The organism is Fictibacillus marinisediminis (genome assembly GCF_023149135.1).
In the GTDB taxonomy this organism is placed as follows: domain Bacteria; phylum Bacillota; class Bacilli; order Bacillales; family Fictibacillaceae; genus Fictibacillus_C; species Fictibacillus_C marinisediminis.
The window spans coordinates 3706838-3729561 of sequence record NZ_JAIWJX010000002.1; the positions used below are offsets into that span (position 1 = coordinate 3706838).

Here is a 22724-nt window from a genome sequence, read left to right on the forward strand (position 1 = left end):
ATTATCTCCAATCCCTTATGCGAGCAAATTTCCAAGATACGTATGCCCCTGTTTCCGTTTGAGCATCTAAACTATCCTGTATTCTCAAATCTACCTTTGCCTTAAACAACTCAGTTAGTTTTTTCTCAATAACACTGACATCTATGTTTGTTTGCTGAGTAGTGACAGACAGTACTACACTGTCTTCCCCAGAGTCTAATTTCGTAATATCAAATTTATATCCCTCTACCTTGTTTAAACTATTCAATATTCGTGATTCGATCTCCGCCGGAAGATACTTTTCCCCACTTATTGTAACTATGTCGTCTACACGACCGGATATTTTTAGAACTCTGCTACAACTTCCGCATTTACATGACGCAGCTTCATTTATAGACGCAAGGTCACCAGTTCTAAATCTAATTAAAGGTTTGGCACCTGGTACAAGCATAGTTATGCAAAGTTCACCAACATCTTTTTGAAGACCTTCTATAGGAACAATCTCAATAATATAATTTGTTTCTGATATGTGAAGGTTCCCCTCTGTACAACCTGTTGCCAAAGCATGTATTTCTTGTGAGCCATATAATCCATGAGTACAAGCTGCATCCCAAATTTCAGATATATTTCTTAACATTTCCGGTGTACATAATTCACCTAAAACAAAAATTTGTTTAACTGTACTTTTTCTCGGATCAATTCCCTTTCCTGCATACAATCGAGCTAGAGATAAGGCTATAGCAGGTGAACATATTAATGCTTTAACTTTCAAGTTTGTAATCAGCTCCGAAGCCTTTTCAATTCCGACCCTTGGACTTTCTGGCCACAGTTTTACATATGGAATTCCCAAATCTCGGCATATCTCAGCATAAGTATCCCCAAATGCATATAATTCAGATGGTCCCATAATTGCAGTGAGTGCTTGAGTGGTGCCAAATGTTTCTTGATAAACATCTGCCATTGCCTTATGCACGAACAAGCCACTTGTATTAATGTCAATTGGTGCTCTAGGACAAGGTGTTGGGATACCTGTTGTTCCTGTAGTTTCGTAATAAGTGCCTATCTCATTCATACCGAGACTGCAAATATCCATTCCCACTTTCCTGAGTTCATCTTTTGTAGTAAAGGGGATAGATTTTAAACTTAATTGTTCGATAGATTTTGATATTTGTACATTTTTTAATTGACTAGAATAATATGGTGATTTAGTTGAAACATAGTCTAATATATGAGTTAATGAATTTTGGTTTTGAGTATGTACCTCATCAAGAGTTACGGTACCATCTAAAAAGTTATTAATTCTTCTCGACCATTTATCATTGATAGACACTGTATTCAATAGTCAAGCTCCCCTCTCTATACCTTTAATAAGTTATTTCATAATATTCAAAAAATTATTTGTAGGAAATGTCTTCAAACCGTTTATAGAAGTATGCTTAGAACAGCTCTAATCATGACTACAAAGTACGTAATTAACTTTTGATGATTTATTAAATAGAGCTGTTCTCATATCCCCTACTATTTGCCAAAGTCCTTTAGTTTGTCGCGACTGGCCATGAGCAACGTTCAGGTGCTGGTAATGCCTTTCGATCTAGTTTTCCGTGAGAAGTTGTTGGTAACTTCTCCAACCAAACAATCATAGCTGGTATCATCCACTCTGGTAAATTTCCGCTGAGATACTCTTTAAGTTGATGTGGAGAAACATTTATGTTGCCTTCTTTGATTACTACATAAGCGATTAATCGCTTATCCTCTCCCTCAGTGCGACACACTACTACACACTGCTCAACAGCTTTGTGAGCGCCAAGCGTTATTTCAATTTCTCCAAGCTCAATTCGATGCCCCCGCAGTTTTATCTGATGGTCCTTTCTTGCAATATATTCTAGCGTTCCATCTGAACGGTAACGTACAAGATCGCCTGTTCGATACATTCGTACCTTCTTATTATCATTGAAAATTTTTAGCAGAAAGCGATCTGCTGTCAATTCTGGTCTGTTGATATAAGCACGTGCTAATCCGTTTCCTGCGACATACAACTCCCCCATTACACCAATCGGTACTTCACGCTGATATTCATCAAGCACGTAAAGTTGACGATTTGCAATAGGTTTTCCTATAGTTATAGGTCCTTCGAGTTCTCTCTTGATCAGCGATACAGTGGTATAAGTGGTATCTTCAGATAAACCATAGGCATTCCATATTTTTTCTAGCTTTGTAGAGTTAAAAATTCTCGTTGTTACCTGACGAGATAAAGGCTCTCCCGCTAAAAGCGCTGCTCTCGTATTGTCAGGAACCCAACCTAATTCAGCAAGTGTACAGAGTGCGGAAGGCACAGTACTTAAAAGTGAGATTTTTTCCCTTCCTTCAGTGTTACGAACTTGCAAAATGTCGTCTACTATAATTACAGTGCCACCCCAGCTTAATGGAACATATAATTCGAAAATTGACATGTCAAAACAGATTGACGATGATGCCAAAACACCAGATAGTGTTTCAAGTCCAAATTCATCTTTTGCCCAATACATTAACTCGATCACACTACCATGTTCAATCACAGCAGCTTTCGGAAGACCTGTGGAACCAGACGTAAATACAAGATATGCAACATTACTTGATATTGTCTGACACTCTAGATTAGTGCATTCGAAACTAGCGATTATTGGCCACTCAACATCTAATTTAATTATTTTCCTTCCGTCGAAAGACAACTGCTCGCTAAGTAGGTTATCGGTTAGTATCATCTCGACGTTTGCATCATCCAACATATGATGAAGACGCTCTTTCGGGTAATTTGGATCAAGAGGCACATAACCTCCACCTGCTTTGAGAATTCCCAATAATCCTATTAACATAAGATTACTTCGCTTCATGCAGATGCCGACGAGAAATTCGGGGCCGACTCCTAAATTACGCAAATACCGTGCAAGCTGATTACTACGTTCATTCAGTTCTTGATAAGTAAGACTTTCATTTTTGTTAATGCTTGCTATTTGATTAGGTGTTCTTTGAGCTTGTTCCTCAAAGAGTTGCAATAGATTATTCTTTAATGGAAACTCTTTAATCGTAAGGTTGTTCCATTCTGACAATAATTTTTCATCATTTATAGTGAGCCAATTTGAGTTTGTATGAATAGTTAATAAATCTTTACCAATCGATTCAAGTATTCGAGAATAGTAATACCCAAGAGCGATTACCTGATCTTTGGTTATTTGATCATCTCGATATTGAATTAAACACTTAATATCATTAAATGAAGATATGGTTGAATTCGAATGGAATTTAACTGTAAGCGAATTACTTTCATCGTTATCTTCAGAGAGTAACTCGTTTTTAAAATCATGTTCAACGTAAGCAAAATTAACATCGAAAAGCCTATTTATATCTTTCAAATCTGAGGTTATTAACGTCTTCAGTTCTTTTATCATACCTATTTTCTCATGTACCCTTAGAGCAATGTCATTCCATGTCTCTAGTGGACCCAATGTAATTGCAAGAGGTAAAAACTGAGCATGATTTCCCATGTCTATTTGGTGTTCAACGGATGAGCGTTGTGTCTCTATGCCCATACCAGTTGCAATCGTTGATTGACCACTTAACAGACTTACAACTTTACAATGTGCAACAAATAACAACGTCTCTATATTTGTAGCACTTTTTCGTGCCGCATCTGACAGGGAATTGTAAACTTCCTGTGGAATGTTTATTTCCTCTTTCTGAATTTTACCTCCACTACGTTTACTCAACTTCCCTGAATTGCTCATTATTAGAGTTTCAGTCATTTGATGACGATTTTCATCCCAAAATGCTTGTACACTTGAAAGTGGATATACATTGTCTGTATCTACTGGTAGATGCTCAATAGAAAAAAAGTCGTTGTTATTGATCTTCATAAAGATTGTCTCCTATTCCATAGCATAGTCCAAAATATTACAAAGTTCATTCACTTGTTCAATGTTTTGAGTGTATGGAAATGCAATTCGCAACCACGGTGTATCCTGATCAATAGATAACATCAATATATACACTGATTGCTCTTCTAAATACTTACTCAAGTCTTTAATCGGCCATTTCCAAAAATGCCCCGATTTAGGACGCACAGCTATGAATGAAGTCATTTCCGTACCATTATTACTTCCAATTACAGACAAACGCGAGTGCATACGTCGAATAAAGTAATCACGTAAGCGTATAGAATGTGCACGCCAGTTTTCTAAGCCAACTCTGTCTATAGCTCTTAGACTACTTGCAAGACTGGTAAAAACGCGCACGTTGGTAGTTGTTGCTGGAAATGAATGACTCCATGCATCATAGGGGATCTCATCCTCCTTCACCGGTCGTGGAGTAATAATGACTCCACATGGCTCTGGTGAAAGAAGCCACTTGTGAACACTTATTACATAAGCCCAACATTTATCTATATCTACCGAGGAAATGTAGTTACCTGCTGCATGTGCACCGTCTAGTATGATATGTAAAGTTGAATCATTTACCTTTTGTAAATGATTCATAATTTCCGTCGTCCGATTAACTAGTCCAGTGGAATAGTTGACCACACTTAGAATGAGTGCCGTCGGTCCACAACTGCTGTCCACTTCGTCTTGAATCATTTTGATCATTTTTGTTTCCTGATCTATAGGCGATAGATGGTAATCCTTCGCCTCAAAATGTAACTGACAGACATCAGCATTTATAATGTTTCCTAGCCATCTAGCAAGCGAAAGCACAGAAGGATGCTCAAACGGTGATAAGATGATACGTGATAACCCTTTAATTCTGCACAATGCTACTTCTAAACCTCTACACATGCTTGGCACAAATTCAATATCACAATGGTCACGATAAGCAGATGAGATAAGAGTGTTGCGAATTCGTTCACGACATTCCATAACGAGTGATATCAGAAAACTGCTACATTCATCGCTTCCGGGTACATACTGTGCATATTTACGCATAAGTTTATTGGCACTATTAGCAATTTCCCCTTGTTGGGGTGCGACTGCAAGTTTCCAAAAGTCTAGTGATTTTTTTTGTTCTTTCACAGGCAACATTTCTGCTGTAATACCACCGAACCACGCTTTAGGAGAATAATCGACTTCTCTGTAAGGCGATATTAATTTTTCAGATGTCATTTTGTCCTCCTTTTTTAGGATGAAAAAATCATTTTCTAAATCATAGTATTAGTTCTGCAGGCATACCAAAAAATGTACCCACCCTCTGTACTTCTAGGTTGATTTCCTTTTGAACTGGTTCTACGATTTCCGGTAATGCATTTATTCTTACCTCTATACGTCGCTGATAATGCTTTATCTCCCATGAACCAACAATATATCCGTTAATTACAATTGCTGGTCTCAATAGTCCTCCACCACGATAAACATCTTTTTCTGCATTTGGTGACAGAATCAACTCACGATTTTGATAGCCTAAAAGATAGGTATCATATGCTGGTACGAGAAGTACAGACGAATCTATTATTTTGGATTTGTTAGATAAAAATTGCTCTTCAAGCATATACAAACGGTGTTCACCATTTTTTACTTCAATCATCTCGTTAGATACGCTTTTCCAACCTTGACGTATTGTTTTCAATGGCAGCCCTGACCAATTCGCCAAGTCTGCTAAAGTTGCAGGCCCATATGCTTCAAGATAGCGTCTTACAAGTGTATGTAATGCTTCTTCTTTGGATAAATGTTGAGGTTTGATTTTTAGCCAGTTCTCTACTAGCACGTACGTTGGTTCACTCTTGCGATCTGGTCCGAAGCATATCAAACCATTGAGGGCAGCACGTCTCAAAAGATGATACGGTGCTTGCCCCTCAAGCTTGATACCTTGCGTCATGAGATAATCTTTTACTTCGTCACGTGTTAATGACTCACTTTGTGAAAATAGCAAGTATAGTTTGTCGATGCATTTTTCATATAATTTCTCATCTATTCCTAATTGTTCATACCGACGTTTGCTTTTCTGAATAAATACTTCTCCATGTAGACCAATGAGCCAGTGAAAATCCTCTGCTGCAAGAAAATGTAGTGTTCCACGCATGCACCATGTACGAACAATAGTTCTCTCATCAATCAATATCTGTTTTAAATCCTTTGAGGTTAGATTGTTCATGCGCACATGAAGAGCGAGTGCTGCGTCAGATGGATATTGTGCTTGAACACCACAATTCGTTTGTAAAATTTTTTCAATACTTATGTTTTGTGTCTCAGTATCAACTGATAGTTGTTGAGCACATAATCTTAGATTCCGTATTTCCTGTACTGAAAGCTCAATTGTCTGCAAGATAAATATTCCTTTCGTATGTCCCTATTTAGTATTTCAAAAACTTTTTTAACAAAATACGAACTAAACTCTCTCTTTTCTCAGATCTTCAACAACAGAGTTAAGTTCACTAATTCCTATTTGAGAAAACATTTCAGTAAGAACGTTAATTGTTTCGCTATCGTCCCCTTGGTTTATATAAGAACAAATTTTTTCAACGGTTGGATTATTAAACAGCGTTGATAAAGGCATACTTATGCCGAGCATCTCCTCGATTCGATTATTCAATCGAGTTGCACTTATTGAATCGCCACCCAAATCGAAAAAATTGTCCAACACGCCGACTCGTTCTAGATTGAGCACATCGCCCATTAACGAAGCAACAATAGCCTCTAATTCCGTTCGTGGAGTAACATATTCGATTAAAAAGTCACCAGTAGTATATTCTTTCGCCATCTTAGTTAATTGTAACCGATCAATTTTACCATTCTCGCTGAGTGGTAGTTTTTCAAGAATCTCAATGTGTGACGGGATCATATAATTTGGTAATTTCTTTTCGAAAACTTCTTTAATTAAACTTGGGTCAAGTAAGTGCTTGTCTTCAGGTCTTGCCTCTACAAATGCTACAATCCATTTATGTTCAGTTTCTCCTTCGACAACAACAGCTACAGCTGAACGGACTCCTTCCTGCATTTTAAGGCTTGCCTCTATCTCGCCTAACTCAATTCGATGCCCGTTTATTTGTACTTGAAAATCATTACGACCAAGAATCTCAATATTTCCATCAGGCAGATACCGGCCCATATCACCTGTAGCATACATTCGTTGGCCAGTTTTTGGATGTTTGATAAAGCGTTGATTAGTCAAAGCCTCATTACGCCAAAATCCCTTAGCAAGACCTATTTCACTACCATCATACATCTCACCTGGAACCCATACCGGCTGATCTGAAAGATGCTTATCCAATATGAAATATTTATGATTTGTTGTTGGACATCCATAAGGAATACTAACCCAGTTCGGATCGACATCCTCAATTGGGTAACTAATAGACCATACGATGGTTTCAGTCGGACCTCCTGCGCTTAGAATATTCACTTCAGGAGCGATATTACGTAAACGATTAGGCATTGTAATAGGGATAAAATCTCCTGACAGAATAACCTCTCGAAGACTTTTCAGTTGAAGCTCATGCTTACCTTCAACATATGATAACAAAATGTCCATGAATGCCGGAACCGAATTCCAAAACGATACATCATGTGCACGGATCATTTCCACCCAATGCGCTGGTTCTGGGTTCGGTGTAGGGTCAGGTACAACGTTACCTATGCCACATCCTATTGCAAACACGTCAAAGACAGAAGCATCATGTTGTAGAGATGAAATTGCGAATGCCCGATCTCCTTGACTGAGGTTACATCGTTGCTTAATATCAAACAGCATATTAACCACACCGCGATGTGCAACCATTGTGCCCTTAGGCTTTCCAGTAGATCCTGATGTGTAGATAACATATGCCAGATCATCAGATGTTTGAATACTCTCTAAAGGACTAGAATCAACTTCATCAAAATCGCAGTCCACACAGAATCGTTGCAATCCTTCTGGCCACTGTAGTCGCTGATTTACTTCTGACTGGGTAAGTATTATTGACACTTCCCCTTCCTTCAGCATGAAATCTAGTCGCTCTTGCGGCATACTCGGATCGATAGGCAGATAAGCTGAACCAGCAACGAGTACTCCGTAAACTGCAGCATACTGCTCCCACCCTTTGTCCATTACTATTGCTACCAACTCATTTGGCTGAGCACCGTTCTCTCGAATCTTTCGACCAATCTGATTTGCACGACAACTTAGCTCAGAATATGTAAGTGTGCTAGAACTTGAAATCACGGCCATTTTGTTTGGCTCATTTTGTGCAACTTGCATCATCATTTCATGAAGCATAAGGTCGGGTACGTCCCCATCTGTTGCGTTGATTACATCATGTTGTTCGATCTGCCATTGAGGTAGCATCTCGAAGCTTTCTTTACCCCAGTTCTCATCATGCTCAAGTTGACGTAAAATGTTGCAATAAACCTCGAACATATCATCAAGCATACCTTCTGGAAAGTGAGCATCTAAAGAATCCCAATTGAATCGAAGCTCGCCTTCAAATTCAGATATTTGAAAGTCCAATAGTACTTGTGGCGTCTGAGTGATAGCATGTACTTCACGGCCAAAGCTTGTCATTTCATGTCGTGTCGGGTTCCCCAATAAGCTTGTAACGACAATCGGCGCTAATGCACCTACACCCTTCTGTAAACGCATTAACTCACGCAAAACGCGGACACCACTAAATTGACGATGTTCTAAATCTCTAATTACTTGTCTTTGTATCGACTTAGCACGGTCAGTAAAATTGCCATCACTTTTTTCGATAGATACTAACAGATTATTTGTAAAGTCTCCAAGTACATTATTGATCTGAGGATGGACTGGTTTTCTGTCATATATAGGGAAATTGATGGTGAAGGCGTCATTCCCGCTCCATTTCCTTATTACTTCAGCAAAGGCAGAAACCATTATTATCGATGGCGTTACTCCGCGACGTCGCCCTTGAGCCTTAATTTCAGACCACTCTTTCTCTTTAACTACATATTCACGTGAATTGAACTTGATCTCAGTATTTGGATCAATTGCTGATATTTGCGGGAGAGAAGCAGCTGGTGGCAGATTAGGTAGGCGTTCCATCCAGTATTGTTTTGCCAACTGATACTCTTCTGTATCTTCAAGTTCTGACTCAACTTTGGTTATATAGTCTCTAAAAGTAACCTCTAGTGCAGGAAATACGTGATCAGGGTTATTGTAAACCTCTATCAAATCTGGCAGAATAATTTGAAAGTAACTCCAGGCATCCATAATCAGTAAATCAATGCTGGTGAACAATCGATAATAATTATCTTTTAGTTTAGCTACAACTACCTCTAATAACGGCCATTTGTCAGCAGGCAAAACTTGATGAGACATACGTTCCCGGATTTCGCTTAAAATTTCTTCTACTTTATCATCTGATTCCTCTCTTAGATCAACAACTTGTACCTCAAAAGGCGGAACCTCTCGAAGAACCTGCTGTGTTTCATCATGTGAGTGAAATACCGCTCTTAACATGTCATGTCTTTCGATGAGTTTTAACCATGCATTCTTGTATGCTTCAAGATTTAAATCATTCGATTCGTGCTCACAGTACGCATGACAACCAACATCACCAAACTCCACCGCATTGCCGCGCCCTATTAGTAAAGCTTGCTGCATATCACTAAGTCGAAATGGCTCGTATCGATTTTCTTCATCGTGCTTTAATATTTCAGTATTCATGAGCGTTTATCTCCTTTTTAATTTCAGGACTTTTAGATTTAAATTGGACAACTGTTTACTGACTAAGTTAGTGAATCAGAGAATAGTTTCTTTCTTCATTTGTGCTATATTTAGTGCCAACTCTGATAGTACGCTTGTCCCCAGCATAAGTTCAAAATCCATGTATACTCCTAGATCGCGTTCAATCGCATAGTGCATTTGGGCTAGAAGGAGTGAGTGTCCTCCTAATGCGTAAAAATCATCTTCAACACTTATTCTTCCCACTGGTAGAAACTCTCCCCATAGCCTCACGAGGTACTCCTCAATAGAATTGCTTGCCTTAACGTAGACAGATTTCTGTTTGAACAATTTGTCATAAATATCTAACAATTCACTTGGGGTGTTATTTTTATCAATCGAATCGACTATAATTAACTCCTCAGGAATTGGTACACTCGGTGATGTCTCACGCAGTTTACGTCGTAACAAGGAAAAGGCCATGGTATCACTTGCAGGAACAAGTAAAGCGATCAATCGTTCACTTGAACCTTTCCCAACCTGAAACACTTTGACTTCATTCACATCATCTAAAGCTTCAAATGAAGATACTATATGTTGGTACTGCAATGCTTCTTCCTTTTCTATAATCTCTTCGATCTCGTCGTTCATGTTATTCTCCATAGTCTCTTTTATTTTTTATGATTATGTTTAGTCCGCCCTGATTGTTTGTCTAGTCTATTAAGCATTAATAATTGGCATTAGGGTGTTCGCTGATTTCTGTACTGAGAAGTGATCTCCATCTATAAGATACTCTGTTACGTCACTATAACCTCGCCAGCCCAGTAGTTCATCAAAAGGCATGCCCTGATCATCACTCCATGCAAATGTTGTGATTGGACAGGATATTTTACGCACCGGAGGTTGATAGCTATCACACATTGCGAGATCTTTACGAAGAAGCTGGATAGCGTGTGGCATTAGTATCGATAATAGTTTAGGGTCACTCAACTCTGAAGTATTACTAAGCAAGTTGCTCGCTAATTCATCATCCGACAAATCCAAATGTACGGGTCCTCGATGGCTCGAATGAGGTGCTCGTGATGCAGAAACGTAAAAGTGATCAGGCATACGAACGTTTCGTTCCATAATCTTTAAAATGAGATCATATGCTATTAACGCTCCCATGCAATGCCCAAATATGACATATGGTCGATCAAGATATGGGAGAAGTTCGTTAAGCAAATCGTTTGATAGACTTTCTATTTCACTGTATTGTAAATCAGCAGATCTATTCTCTCGTCCAGGAAGTTGCACTGGACATATCTCAAATTTTTCAGATGCTGTTGGCCAGAGACGATATGCCGAGGCGCCAATCCCGGCAAATGGTAAACAAAATAATCTTGCTTTCGCATCGGGATTGAGTTCTCGAAGTAACCACCTTGATGATTGTGTCATAATTTCACGTCCACCAATTCTTGTGATTCGCTATTATCTTCGATACTATGAGACTTTTCTTGCTGCTCAATCAGCTCTAAAACTTCAGCTTCGGTCAATTGTTCGATACGATCTAGCAGAGATAGTGCATGATCTTGATTTAGTGTGTTATTTGTCAATTGATCAATTACATTGGCAAGAGAATAAACGGTTGTATTTTCTAGAAAATTCTGTAATGTCAAATCAATACCAAATTGTTCACGAAATTGCATTACCATCTGTGCAGCCATAACAGAGTGGCCACCAACAGCAAAGAAGTCGTCCGTTCTTTCTATTTGATTGATACCGAGTTCATTTGACCATGCTTTGGCAATCGTAAGTTCAGTAGTAGACATTTCTGATTTGGAAGAAGCACTCGTTAGTAATTCTGATTGACTTATAATTGCACTTTCGCTTACCGTTTTACTTTCTCTAATTGGCTGTTTATACATCGTCGGGCAAAGAGCAGATAAGCGTAATTCAGGTTGCTGAGCTATGGCTTCGACAATCTGCACATAATCATGAGATAAAGCTTCTGCAGTTTCCCTTCGAAAGAGATCAGTACAATAGTCAAATCTCCCAAAGAGACCATCAGGTTGTTCGTCAATAGCTAGTTCAAAGTCGAATTTCACGGTTGGTGTTGAGACCCCATCCCAGCTTATATCAAGATCAGAAGTCAATTTAATATCATTATCTAGTAGAGGGGTGCTACCATAAATAAACATGGTTTGGCACAATGGCGGTCGTCTATGATCACGTTCTGGTGCAAGCTCTTGAATTAATTTACCAAACGGGAGATCCTGATGTGCAATAGCTTCTAGTGTCACGTGACGTACTCGTTCCACCAACTCAATAAATGTCGGATCTCCAGACATTTTCGTACGAATCACGATGATATTTACGAAAGAACCAATGAGAGATTCTACCTCTGATTTGGTTCGCCCGGTAATTCCAGTACCTAGAACACATTCATTTTGACCTGTACGACTTACAAGTAATAATTGATAGGCCGCTAGCAATATAGTAAATGGTGTGACACCACAACGCTTGCTGATCTTTGATATATTATCTGCTGTTTGTTTCGAAATAGAAAATAGACAGGTGTCACCTCTCATACTCTGAATAGCTGGTCGCGTAAAATCTGTTTCTACTCTCAAAGGCTCACAGCCATCTAGTTGCTCTTTCCAATAATTCAAGATCCGTTCATACGTCTCACCACTAAGATTTTCTCTTTGCCAGATAGCAAAATCACCAAATTGAATAGGAAGTTCGTCAAGATCAATTTTCTCATCACGATAGAAAGAGCCATATAGAGATATTAACTCGCGAATTATTATACTTAGCGACCATCCATCTGCTATTGCATGGCTACCAACCCAAAGTAAAACATGGTCGAGTCCAGCCTCATCAAGCTGTAAAAGATGTACGCGATAAAGCGGCCCGTCAGCAAGATTCAATGTAGTTTGCATGAATTTTTTTGCAAACTCCATAGCTGAGTTTTGAGGATCCTTCTCTTTACTCAAGTCCGTTACAGGTAGTTCCATGGAACGCACCGGTGCTATGACCTGAACTACCTTCCCTTCACGCAGCTGTAGGGTTGTTCTCAACGATTCATGTCGCTTTTCAATCTCGTTCAGAGATGCAGTTAGTGCCGTCACACTAAGCGGCCCTTTTAAATTGAAACGAAATGGGACATTGTAAGTTGGTAAATCAGGAGAGAGCTGTTCCAAATACCACATTTGTTCTTGCCAAAACGATGCTATTGGCTCTGTATACGCTACACGTTGATGAGTTAATTTCTCTTTAGATAAATTTGCATGACTAGTTGCTTTACCAGTTCGTAAACGAGCAAGAACTTGTGATCGTTCCTGAGAGGAGAGTTGACCGAGTGTTTTAATGAAATTATCAATATTTGATAAATTGTCCACGTAGATACCTTCTTCCATTAATTTACTGATTTCAACTTTTTATTTTATAAAAGGATTGGCTTGAGACATAAAAGCAAACAATCTTAAATTCAACTTATCTTCATGCCTATTAATTCACCTTATAAAAAAGCTTTCTAGTAAGAAAACGCCATAACTTCGTTATACCTCGACTGTTATTTCTATCTAATGAAAGTTCTTTCGCTAGTAAACTAGCTAATTGCATGGCTTCATGTTTAACGAAATAGTGATTTCCTCTAGAAATCCTTGAACTCTTAACATTTGTTGCAAAGGCTTTCCAATCCGCAGCACGATTTTCCTGTTTATTTGTTATGACGTCACATTCTCCTAATACACAATGAAGTGGTGTACGTAACTTGATAGATGGTTCTTTATAATTTTTCTCGAAAAACCTTGCATGCTCTAACATGTCATGTCTTACTGCAGCGATAATTTCTTTAGTCTCTCCGTAATTGAGCGCCCCGTCGAATCCACCAATTGACTGAAGATACATCTCCAACTCGTTTTCTGAAGTCGAATTACTGCGTTCTCTAGATCCCACTGGATCAATATCAGGTAAAGCAGCACCTACATACAAAGTGTGAACCTCACGTCCATGCTTTTCCAACAATTGCGTCAGATAAACTGCTATGGTTGATCCTGAACATTGTCCATAAATTGCTATCGGACCATCAATCTTCTCTATAATTTCACGACAACATTTCTCAGCTATATCTTCCCAAGACATATACGATTCACCACGTCGTCCTGGATCATGTCCTGGTAAAGCAACTGACCACAGTGCTATATGGGATGGAAGTGAATCAGCTAACGACTGATAGACAGTAACATTCCCACCTCCATAAGGAATACACACCAACGAAATGTTATGATCTGACTCAGGTGTTAAACGATAGAGTAACTCAGCTTGAGATGAGACTGAACTTCTTAAATAGTTCGCTATCATACGAACTGTGCGCTGTTTAAATAATTCTACAACAGGTAGTCCCCCTTCAATGCTTCGAGATAACCGAATTGCAGAGAATGAATCGCCACCTATTTCAAAGAAATCATCATCAATTCCTATATCATCAATTCCTAGAATCTGCTTCCACGTATTTAGAATACTTGCTTCCAGTGTGTCTGTTGGCTCTTGTAGAGTCGCTTCGTTTATTTGAGGTGTAATCTTTTTCAAAGCAAGACGATCCACTTTTCCACTTCGATTTTTTGGAAGACTATCGATTCCTCTAAAGGAAGAAGGTATCATATATATCGGTAAAATTTGTGTGAGATACTCGCGCAAATTTATCTCTACGACATCTCTATCCATTACGGGCACATAATACGCTATCAATGATGAGCCTCGTTTATCATTGGAATTTACAACTACAACAGCTTCTTTGATATCTTTGTAAGAACCTAGTGCAGATTCAATATCACTCAAATCCACACGTAACCCATGAACCTTAGCTTGAAAATCTATACGTCCGATAAGTTCAAGATTGCCATCTTTACGCCAACGCGCAAGATCACCTGTTCTAAAAAGTCTTTCTGGTTGATTTCCCCGTAAGTTATAATTGATAAAGCGTTTTTGAGTAAGTTCTGGCAGACCAATATATTCACGTGCTAGCCCAACCCCTCCGAGGTATAGCTCGCCTGGAACCCCTACAGGTGTTGGCTGCATCCATCGATCAAGAACATAGACATGCTGGTTGGCCATTGGTTTACCGTATGGAATACTGGTCCAATGTTCTTCAATTTTATCAACCGAATAGATTGTTGAGTGAATTGAGGATTCTGTAGCACCACCAAGAGCAATAACTTTTACATTAGGTGCATACTTACGTAGTCTCTCGGGTATTGATACTGGTATCCAGTCCCCTCCCAGTAAAACTAAACGTAAATTTGGCAAATATATATCATTAGCCCGTTCAAGTTCTTCAACTAGTAATTCAAGTAAGGCGGGTGCTGAGTTCCAGATTGTGACTTCATTTTTACGCATCAAATCTAACCAATGTGTAGGTTCTCTCAAGGAATCAGAATCTGGGATCACTAACGTTCCTCCCGCGATTAGCATTCCCATCGTTTCATAGACAGACATATCAAAGCTAGGTGATGAAAGAAAAAGTATCCGATCTTCTTTACTCACTGCAAATCTTTGATTTATATCCAGAAGATTATTTAGAGCACCTTGATGTCTAATTGCAATTGCTTTAGGTTTTCCGGTAGATCCGGAGCTACAAATAACGTATGCAAGCGACTCGCAACTACTAGCATTATTTTGCTTATTATTTAATTGTGAATTCCCAACTTTTTGATTTAAAGCGAAATTGTTCTGAGTAAAATCATCTACGTATACCATCTGTAAAGATTCGTTATGTATTGATTCGGCCTCATTCTTACGTCGACTGATAAGAATCCGAGCGCCAACCTGTTGCATTGTATTAATAAGATGAGTATCAGTGTGATGTGACGGATCAAGGGGTACATATGCACATCCGGATTTAAGTATGGCAAGAACCGCTATGACAAATTCTGGTGAGCGTTCTATTGAGATTGCAATTACTTCTTCTGGCTTGGTGCATACGGTGCGAAGATACGACGATAATCTTTCAGCGGCCCTGTTAAGGTCACCATAACAAAGAGTCTGATTGCCAGATATAATTGCAGTAGCATCGCTCTGTTTTTCTACTCTATGTCTAAACGTCTCATGTAGCGTTGTATTGGAGGAAAGATCTAAAGCTGTGTCGTTCCATTCTACTAAAATGGTGTCTCTTTCCTTGGCACTCAATAACGGTAGTTTAGAAAGACATACCATTGAATTCTTAGCAACCTCTTCGAGAACATTCAGATAATGCTCAATTAGGCGCTCAATAGTATCTGCCTCAAATAAATCCGTACTGTATTGTATATGTCCATACACACCCTCTTCAGTCGGTCGAGCACTCAACAATATATCGAACTTTGTTGTGATAAAACTTGGATCCAACCAAGTAGCATCCAATCCATTGAATTCGGCAACTTCCGAAGGTGTCTCGTCTAACATGAACATCACGGAAGCCAAGGGATTACGATCAGCCGATCGATGTGGGTTCAGCGCCTGTACAAGTAAGTCGAATGGATATTCCGAATTTGCATATGCCTCTAATGAGTTAGTACGAACTAGTTGTAACAATTCTTGAAAACTTGGATCATCATCAAATTGAGTACGTAGAATTATTGTGTTAACAAAAAAACCAATTAAACCTTGGAGTTCTGATCGATCACGTCCAGTAATTGAGCACCCAAGCGATATATCAGTCTGACCCGTATAACGTGCTAATACTACTTTAAAAGCAGCGAGCATTACCATATATAGTGATGCTCGCTCCTCCTTAGCTAGTTCTTGTAAAGCAGTTACTAACTCTTTTCTTAAATTAAAATGTACCTGCGCCCCTTTATGTGATATGGTCGGAGGTCGTGGATGATCTGTTGGAAGATTGATAACTTGTAAATTTTCTAATTTATCCTTCCAAAAATTAAGAAGATTTACACCTACAGGACCTTTGAGACGCTCATGCTGCCATAGTGAGTAGTCGGCATATTGAATCGGTAACTCTGGTAGAGTGTGACTTTCTTCTCCTAAACCTGCATTATATACAGCAGCGAGTTCACGAAAAAGAATTCCAATTGACCAATGATCATTAGCGATATGATGAATGTCTACAATTAAAACATGTTCCTCTGAATTCAGACAAATAAGTATTGATCGCATAATTGGACCTTTGCGAAGATTAAATGGTGTTGTAGCATCTTGTGCTATCACCTCTTCAATAGCTTTTTGCTGTTCTGAAGATGGTAATTTCGATAAATCATATTGTTTAAGTTCCAAAGGGATATCATCATGGATGATTTGAATGGGCACTCCATCATGCATATCATACGTTGTCCTAAGAACCTCATGTCTTCTGACAACTGCATTTAAACTATTAATTAGCGCTTCTTTGTTTAAACAACCTTTAAGGCGTATTGGCACAGGACACGTGTAAGCAGGATTACCCGGGTCCAGTTCATCAATGAACCATAAGCGCTGTTGCGCATGCGACATATAAACATTTTCATCTCTTGGATATTTTGAAATTTGATTTGCGTTTAATTTATTCTTCAATAGTAAAGAATTGAAAAGTGCTTTACGATCTTCAGGCAATCTTGATATACGCTCTGATATTTCACTCATAAACCGTTCCCACTTTCAAAGAGAAATATATATAATCTTCCAATTTAAGCTACATTTTCAGATGTCTTACGCAATAGACTCTGCATTTTCAGATGCCTTACGCGATCGACTTAGATGACGATTAACGACTGCAATACATATAACCGATAAAAGTGCACAAATAAAGAACACCATACCCAATCGCATATCGCTATGAGGCAGTACACCCACCTGTTTTGCCATTAATCCTAAGACACTAGTAGCAAACGCAGGTCCAATTACGACCATTAACGTACGCACAGACATTAAAGAACCTATGGTCATTCCTTGTTCTGTCGGCTTCGTTGCTTTTGACACTATCGCTAACAATGCCGGACCTGTTAAATATAATGGAATCGTTAATACAATAATCGGGAACATCATCCATCCCTGTGGAACAAGACCATACAATGCGAATCCAACAGCACCCGTGAATAGACCAATAAGAACTGTACGTTCCTCACCAAATTTATCCACAAACACTTTCATTAAACCACCCTGGGCAATAGCCGTGGCTACTCCAACACATCCCAGCGCGATACCGTTCATGTTCGCATCCCAGCCAAAACGGAAGTTTGTGTATAGTACCCAAGATTCAATCATCATTGCAAATGCTAACTGAAATAGAACCCATACAACAATTAAAAGACCAATATCACGTCGACGAACCAATACCACAAAAGCGGATACTGGGTTTGCGCGTCGCAGTGAGAATGAAGCGCGTTTTTCCTTCGGAAGTGACTCTGGTAGCATGAAAAGACCATAAAGCCCATTGACAAGTGCTAATACTCCGACCACATAGAATGGTAAATTGATATTGATATCTCCTAACCAACCACCTAATAATGGACCTAGGATGAAACCCATTCCAAACGCTATACCGAATTGACCAAATACCTTAGCTCGATCCTCAGGTTTTGTTATATCAGCAGCATAGGCATTGGAAACAGCATCAGTCGATTGTGTGGCACCAGCTATGATACGAGCGAACAACAACATTCCTAACGACGAAACAGTTCCAATCATAAAGTTACTAGCCGCAAGACCAAACATCGACAACACAAGAATTGGTCTACGTCCAAATTTATCACTGAGTGCTCCCAACAAAGGCCCTAGGAAGAACTCCATCATTCCATAACTTACAGCTAGAGCACCATACCAAAGGGCTTGAGTTTGAGGATCTGTTGTATGTGAGCCGATTAGAATTGGCAACACTGGAATAATGATTCCCAAACAAAACATGTCAATAAAGACTAAAGATAGGATAAATGGCATTCCAGGTTTTCTCTTTGAAGAACTGTTAGTTGAACTCATATCTAATATCTCCTTAGTTTTTATAATGGTTTAGTTTAAAATATTAATAATGATTTCATAACAAAACTTGTTGCTTCTCATAATGAGGTAATGGATAGCGTCTGCATAAATCTATGACACTATTCTTTACTTCATCTACTACATAAGACTCGATTCTATAGTCTGTGTCATTAATTGGCTCAACTCTAGAAAGTACTTTGTCGATAAGTGTCGCGCAATCTTTCATGGCTGCATCCATGCCTCGTATGGCTAGTGAGTTGGTTCCAAACCGAATTCCACTTGTTACTAACGGTCCTCTTTTGTCACCTGGTATTTTGTTTTTATTAACAATAATTCCACTCTCTTCAAGTACATTTTCAGCAATTTTTCCTGATAAACCGCGTTTGCCGATATCAACTAATACCATATGATTATCAGTACCACCAGTTAGTACACAATAGCCTAAGTCTGACATCACTTCCCCAAATTCACGAGCCATGCTCACAATATTTTGTGCAAGTGTTCGAAATTGAGTAGTATTAACAATTGCTAAAGCGCGTGCTTTAGCTGCAATACCGCTTAGTGTCGGTGTACCTTGCATTTTTGGAAATACCCCACTATGAATAACTTCGGCTAGTGTTTTTGATCCTGATATTTGAGTATCCCAGTCTCTTCCACTCATAATCAGTCCACCACGAGGGCCATACAATTGTTTATAAGTACTAGTTGTAGTGAAATGTGCATGATCAATTGGACTTGGGTGAACGCCGCTGGCAACTAAGCCAGCAATGTGGGATATATCTGCAAGTAGGAATGCTCCAATCTCGTCAGCAACTTTTCTAAAACGTTCAAAGTCAATTACCCGAGTATAGGCACTCGCACCACAAATAATTAAATGAGGTCGATGACGTTTTGCTAAATCAAGTACTTGATCATAATCAATGCGTCCCGTTTCGTCGAGTCCATATGCGAATGATTCAAAAACCTGGCCAGAAAAAGAGGCACGCGATCCATGAGTAAGATGCCCACCACTATCTAAGTCGAGACCAAGAACACGATCACCTGGACGAAGAATGCTGAACATGACAATTTGATTAGCACTCGATCCGGAGTGTGGCTGAACATTCACATAGCGAGCACCAAAGGCTAACTTTGCTCGTTCGACTGCTATTTTCTCTACTTCATCGATATATTTGCAACCACCGTGAAAACGTCGCCCTGGATAACCCTCTGTCGTGACATTGGTCAATATTGATCCTTCACATGCCAGAACTGAGGGATCTGCGACGCTGGATGAAGCAACCATGGACAATGTGTTCACTTGTCGTTGATGCTCTAAATCTAGTAAAGCAAATAGCTCTGGATCCTCATTTGCTAATCGAATAACTCCGTCACTTGCGAATTCCTCCATAAAACTTTCTCTAATTCTGTAATCCTCCAAATGCATCACTCCTTTCTTTAATAGAAACTAAACTAATGCTCACAAAAATTAATTTGCAAACATCGCTTTACTAAGAAATATCACTACTTTTCATTGTTCCGTTTTAGTATAAAGATAAAAAATTCTTTAATCCGTTACTTTAAATATTTGTTTTCTGTACTATCAGGTGATTAAAAGTTACTTTTTGTACATCTAAGGTATTGGGTCAATTATCTGTGTTTTGTATTCATCTAAAATTGCTAGATAAAATATGAAGACTTCAATTTAAAACTGAATATCTTTCGGAAAGCATCGGGCATCATGTAATAATATCTGAAATAGAAAAAAGACAGCCTATTCAGCTGTCTATATAATGCGTATTATCCTATTGCTTTACTCTATGATGTTCCATCTCGTCCGATTTCTCTTTAGGCATATTAAATACTACGGGCGTTAGATGTTTTCAATTGAACTATATCAAAAAAAACGATGCTAATTAACGAAAGCTTTTCACTTTCGACAACCAGCATCTCTAAACGGACCTAAAGTTCTTAACTCACCAAGTCATCCAAACAAATGATTTCGCTTCCTTTACTTTCATAATACTCTATCATACCGTCAATTTTTTTCTTATCATAACTGGTAATGCAATCTGATAGTACACTAACTCCATAGTTGGATTTACGCAAGTTATAGCAAGTTGACTTAACACAAGCAATAGCATCTGCTCCAGTAATGTAGAAATCTTCTATTTCATTTTTACTAATAAAGTCTGCAAATTCTTCACTTGTTAATGCGTTTCCTTTATATTTTGTAAAAACATTTTCTGATACAATTTTTAAATCTGGAACTAATTCGGCACCTCGTGTACCTGTTTTGAAAGTTCTCGTACCGGCTGACAAATTCTCATGTCTTATATAAACAACATGAATCTTATTTTCAACCGCCCAATCAATTGATTTATTGATATTGTCAATGATGTCTTTGTAATTCTTTGTTATATCATTTTGAATATCAATTACTACTAAAGCTTTGTTCTGCATAATACTTCCTCCTAATAAATGCTTTATTATTTAACTTGAAATCAACAGTGTGATAACAAGATAAAATATGTACAGTTAAATATTAACAGTTATATTTTTACAAGAAAAGAGACTTTAGTTTTAAATAATCTATTATATTGCACTTTAAACCTCAAGTTGGATCGGATACATTGGAACAAGTTCGCCATAACCATGTAAATTCATCCTATCAATACATATGCGGCTGCGTGTGGGGAAAAATTCAATTCCGCTTGTTTTATCGTAAAGTTCAAAAAAATTAATATACAATATCCGTTCTAAAAAGAAACAGATTAATGATTCCTCTTGTTTTAGTATATGTGTAGATGATGTATTGATAGATTCAAATTCAATGTTAGGGATTATGAATTTTGAAGCAAATACAAGCGGGCCAATTTCAATCTTGCTCTGAGTCACATTTAAGAACAGAATACGTTCACTCTTTTGCACCCACAGCTTATCTTTCTCATAATCTCTTCCTTTTGTAATTACAATGTCATATTTATCTTTCTTTATATCGTCATTCTCTTCAGTAACGTTCAGAAAAGGTATTTCGGAAAGTAATTTTGACAGATGTGGCAAAGAGTTGCCCAGAGATAAATACACATCAAAAATTTTTTTATCTATAATGATCTCTTCAACTCGATTTATATACTCTTCAAACAAATCTCTGGAGATCATTACTGGTAAGAAAAACTCAGTATACTGCCTTATAAATTTAAACAGTGATTTCATTCTATTATCGGAACAAGAAGTAAAACCAAATGGAAATGAGTTAATTAGTTTATCCATCTCTAATGACTCTAAAGATCCATCTGTTTCATCACTCTGCCCGTAATACATGATTTGTTTAAACTTATCCAAATCAATTCCGTTATCCTTAAATGTAACTAATGCACTATTTGATATACTGTTTTTTATAATGATAATATTTGCTTCTTTCACTATTTGAAATTTATGATTTAAAAAGTTCATTTGACACCTACCCTAATAAAAATGCATAAAGTACAGTTTGTTTTTCATTTATAGTATTGTTTAACGCAGTATCATAAAAACTTCCCAATGGGACACTTTGTATTCCCATATATTGAGATACCAATTGTATATTTTGTCCAATGTGACCGGCTTCTTGCTGAACTAATTTATAGGAAATATCATGATATTTTTTTGAAATGGAGTTTAAATCAACAGTAAGAACTATAGAAAACTGTGCTGTATCAGCTAAATATTTCTGTATAAAAGCAGTATTAATTTTTTCCCACGGTTCATATTTCTTTATCATTAAATTGCCAGTATCACAATTCACTTCCCCGATGTTTCCGAATACGATCATTTCTGAATCTACGTTTTTTTCATTCAATAAAATGTGAATTCTAATATTGTATTCAGATCCTCCTGATGGATAATTGCGTTTACGTCTTTTTCCATCACCACCAATGAAAGCCAAATTACAAAATTTTGAAATCAATTGTTTATTAATTTTCTGGTTATTCTTAAAGTGACTAACACATGTTTTTCTTTCATATAGTGTTTTTTCAAATGAGTTATCCATATCCAGTGAATATTCTAACTTGATTAAAGGATAATTATCATTTGTCATAGGTTTTCTATTTTGATGCCTATAAATTTGTGAAAAAGAAAACTCCGGTTCATTAATGGAGCTCATATGATAGTCCAAAAATGTCTCCTCTATATTTGGTGAGAAATTCCATTTCAACATTTAATCTTCTCCCCTA

General features: G+C 38.0%; 14 protein-coding genes. All 14 read right to left on the reverse strand.

The window, feature by feature from the left end:
* Window position 1: 1 nt before the first annotated feature.
* Complete coding sequence (locus tag LCY76_RS19585) at window positions 2–1309, reverse strand: phenylacetate--CoA ligase family protein (protein WP_248254727.1); 1308 nt, start codon at window positions 1307–1309, stop codon at window positions 2–4.
* Between the two features lie 205 nt (window positions 1310–1514).
* A complete protein-coding gene (locus LCY76_RS19590; protein WP_248254024.1) occupies window positions 1515–3869 on the reverse strand; it encodes an amino acid adenylation domain-containing protein in 2355 nt (784 codons plus the stop codon).
* A 12-nt stretch (window positions 3870–3881) separates the two neighbouring features.
* Entirely contained in the window at window positions 3882–5108 is a 1227-nt protein-coding gene (locus tag LCY76_RS19595) for an aminotransferase class V-fold PLP-dependent enzyme (RefSeq protein ID WP_248254025.1), read from the reverse strand.
* A 40-nt stretch (window positions 5109–5148) separates the two neighbouring features.
* Complete coding sequence (locus LCY76_RS19600) at window positions 5149–6264, reverse strand: winged helix DNA-binding domain-containing protein (RefSeq protein ID WP_248254026.1); 1116 nt, start codon at window positions 6262–6264, stop codon at window positions 5149–5151.
* A 63-nt stretch (window positions 6265–6327) separates the two neighbouring features.
* A complete protein-coding gene (locus LCY76_RS19605) occupies window positions 6328–9603 on the reverse strand; it encodes a non-ribosomal peptide synthetase (RefSeq protein ID WP_248254027.1) in 3276 nt (1091 codons plus the stop codon).
* Between the two features lie 75 nt (window positions 9604–9678).
* On the reverse strand, window positions 9679–10251 hold the full coding sequence (locus LCY76_RS19610; protein WP_248254028.1) for a phosphopantetheine-binding protein: 573 nt from the start codon (window positions 10249–10251) through the stop codon (window positions 9679–9681).
* A gap of 69 nt (window positions 10252–10320) precedes the next feature.
* Window positions 10321–11037, reverse strand: coding sequence for a thioesterase II family protein (locus LCY76_RS19615; protein WP_248254029.1), 717 nt, complete (start codon window positions 11035–11037; stop codon window positions 10321–10323).
* On the reverse strand, window positions 11034–12983 hold the full coding sequence (locus LCY76_RS19620; RefSeq protein WP_248254030.1) for a condensation domain-containing protein: 1950 nt from the start codon (window positions 12981–12983) through the stop codon (window positions 11034–11036). Before LCY76_RS19620 ends, LCY76_RS19615 begins: the two co-directional genes overlap by 4 nt.
* Before the next feature lie 109 nt (window positions 12984–13092).
* Window positions 13093–17196, reverse strand: coding sequence for an amino acid adenylation domain-containing protein (locus LCY76_RS19625; RefSeq protein ID WP_248254031.1), 4104 nt, complete (start codon window positions 17194–17196; stop codon window positions 13093–13095).
* A gap of 66 nt (window positions 17197–17262) precedes the next feature.
* Window positions 17263–18528, reverse strand: coding sequence for an MFS transporter (locus tag LCY76_RS19630; RefSeq protein ID WP_248254032.1), 1266 nt, complete (start codon window positions 18526–18528; stop codon window positions 17263–17265).
* Between the two features lie 55 nt (window positions 18529–18583).
* Window positions 18584–19948: a serine hydroxymethyltransferase gene (locus LCY76_RS19635; protein WP_248254033.1), complete on the reverse strand. Its 1365-nt coding sequence runs from the start codon at window positions 19946–19948 to the stop codon at window positions 18584–18586.
* A 530-nt stretch (window positions 19949–20478) separates the two neighbouring features.
* Window positions 20479–20970, reverse strand: a complete 492-nt coding sequence (locus tag LCY76_RS19640) for a cysteine hydrolase family protein (protein ID WP_248254034.1) — start codon at window positions 20968–20970, stop codon at window positions 20479–20481.
* 144 nt (window positions 20971–21114) lie between these two features.
* Window positions 21115–21963: a hypothetical protein gene (locus tag LCY76_RS19645; protein ID WP_248254035.1), complete on the reverse strand. Its 849-nt coding sequence runs from the start codon at window positions 21961–21963 to the stop codon at window positions 21115–21117.
* Between the two features lie 7 nt (window positions 21964–21970).
* Window positions 21971–22708 (reverse strand): nitroreductase family protein, encoded by a 738-nt coding sequence (locus LCY76_RS19650; protein WP_248254036.1) that lies wholly within the window; start codon window positions 22706–22708, stop codon window positions 21971–21973.
* Window positions 22709–22724 lie beyond the last annotated feature (16 nt).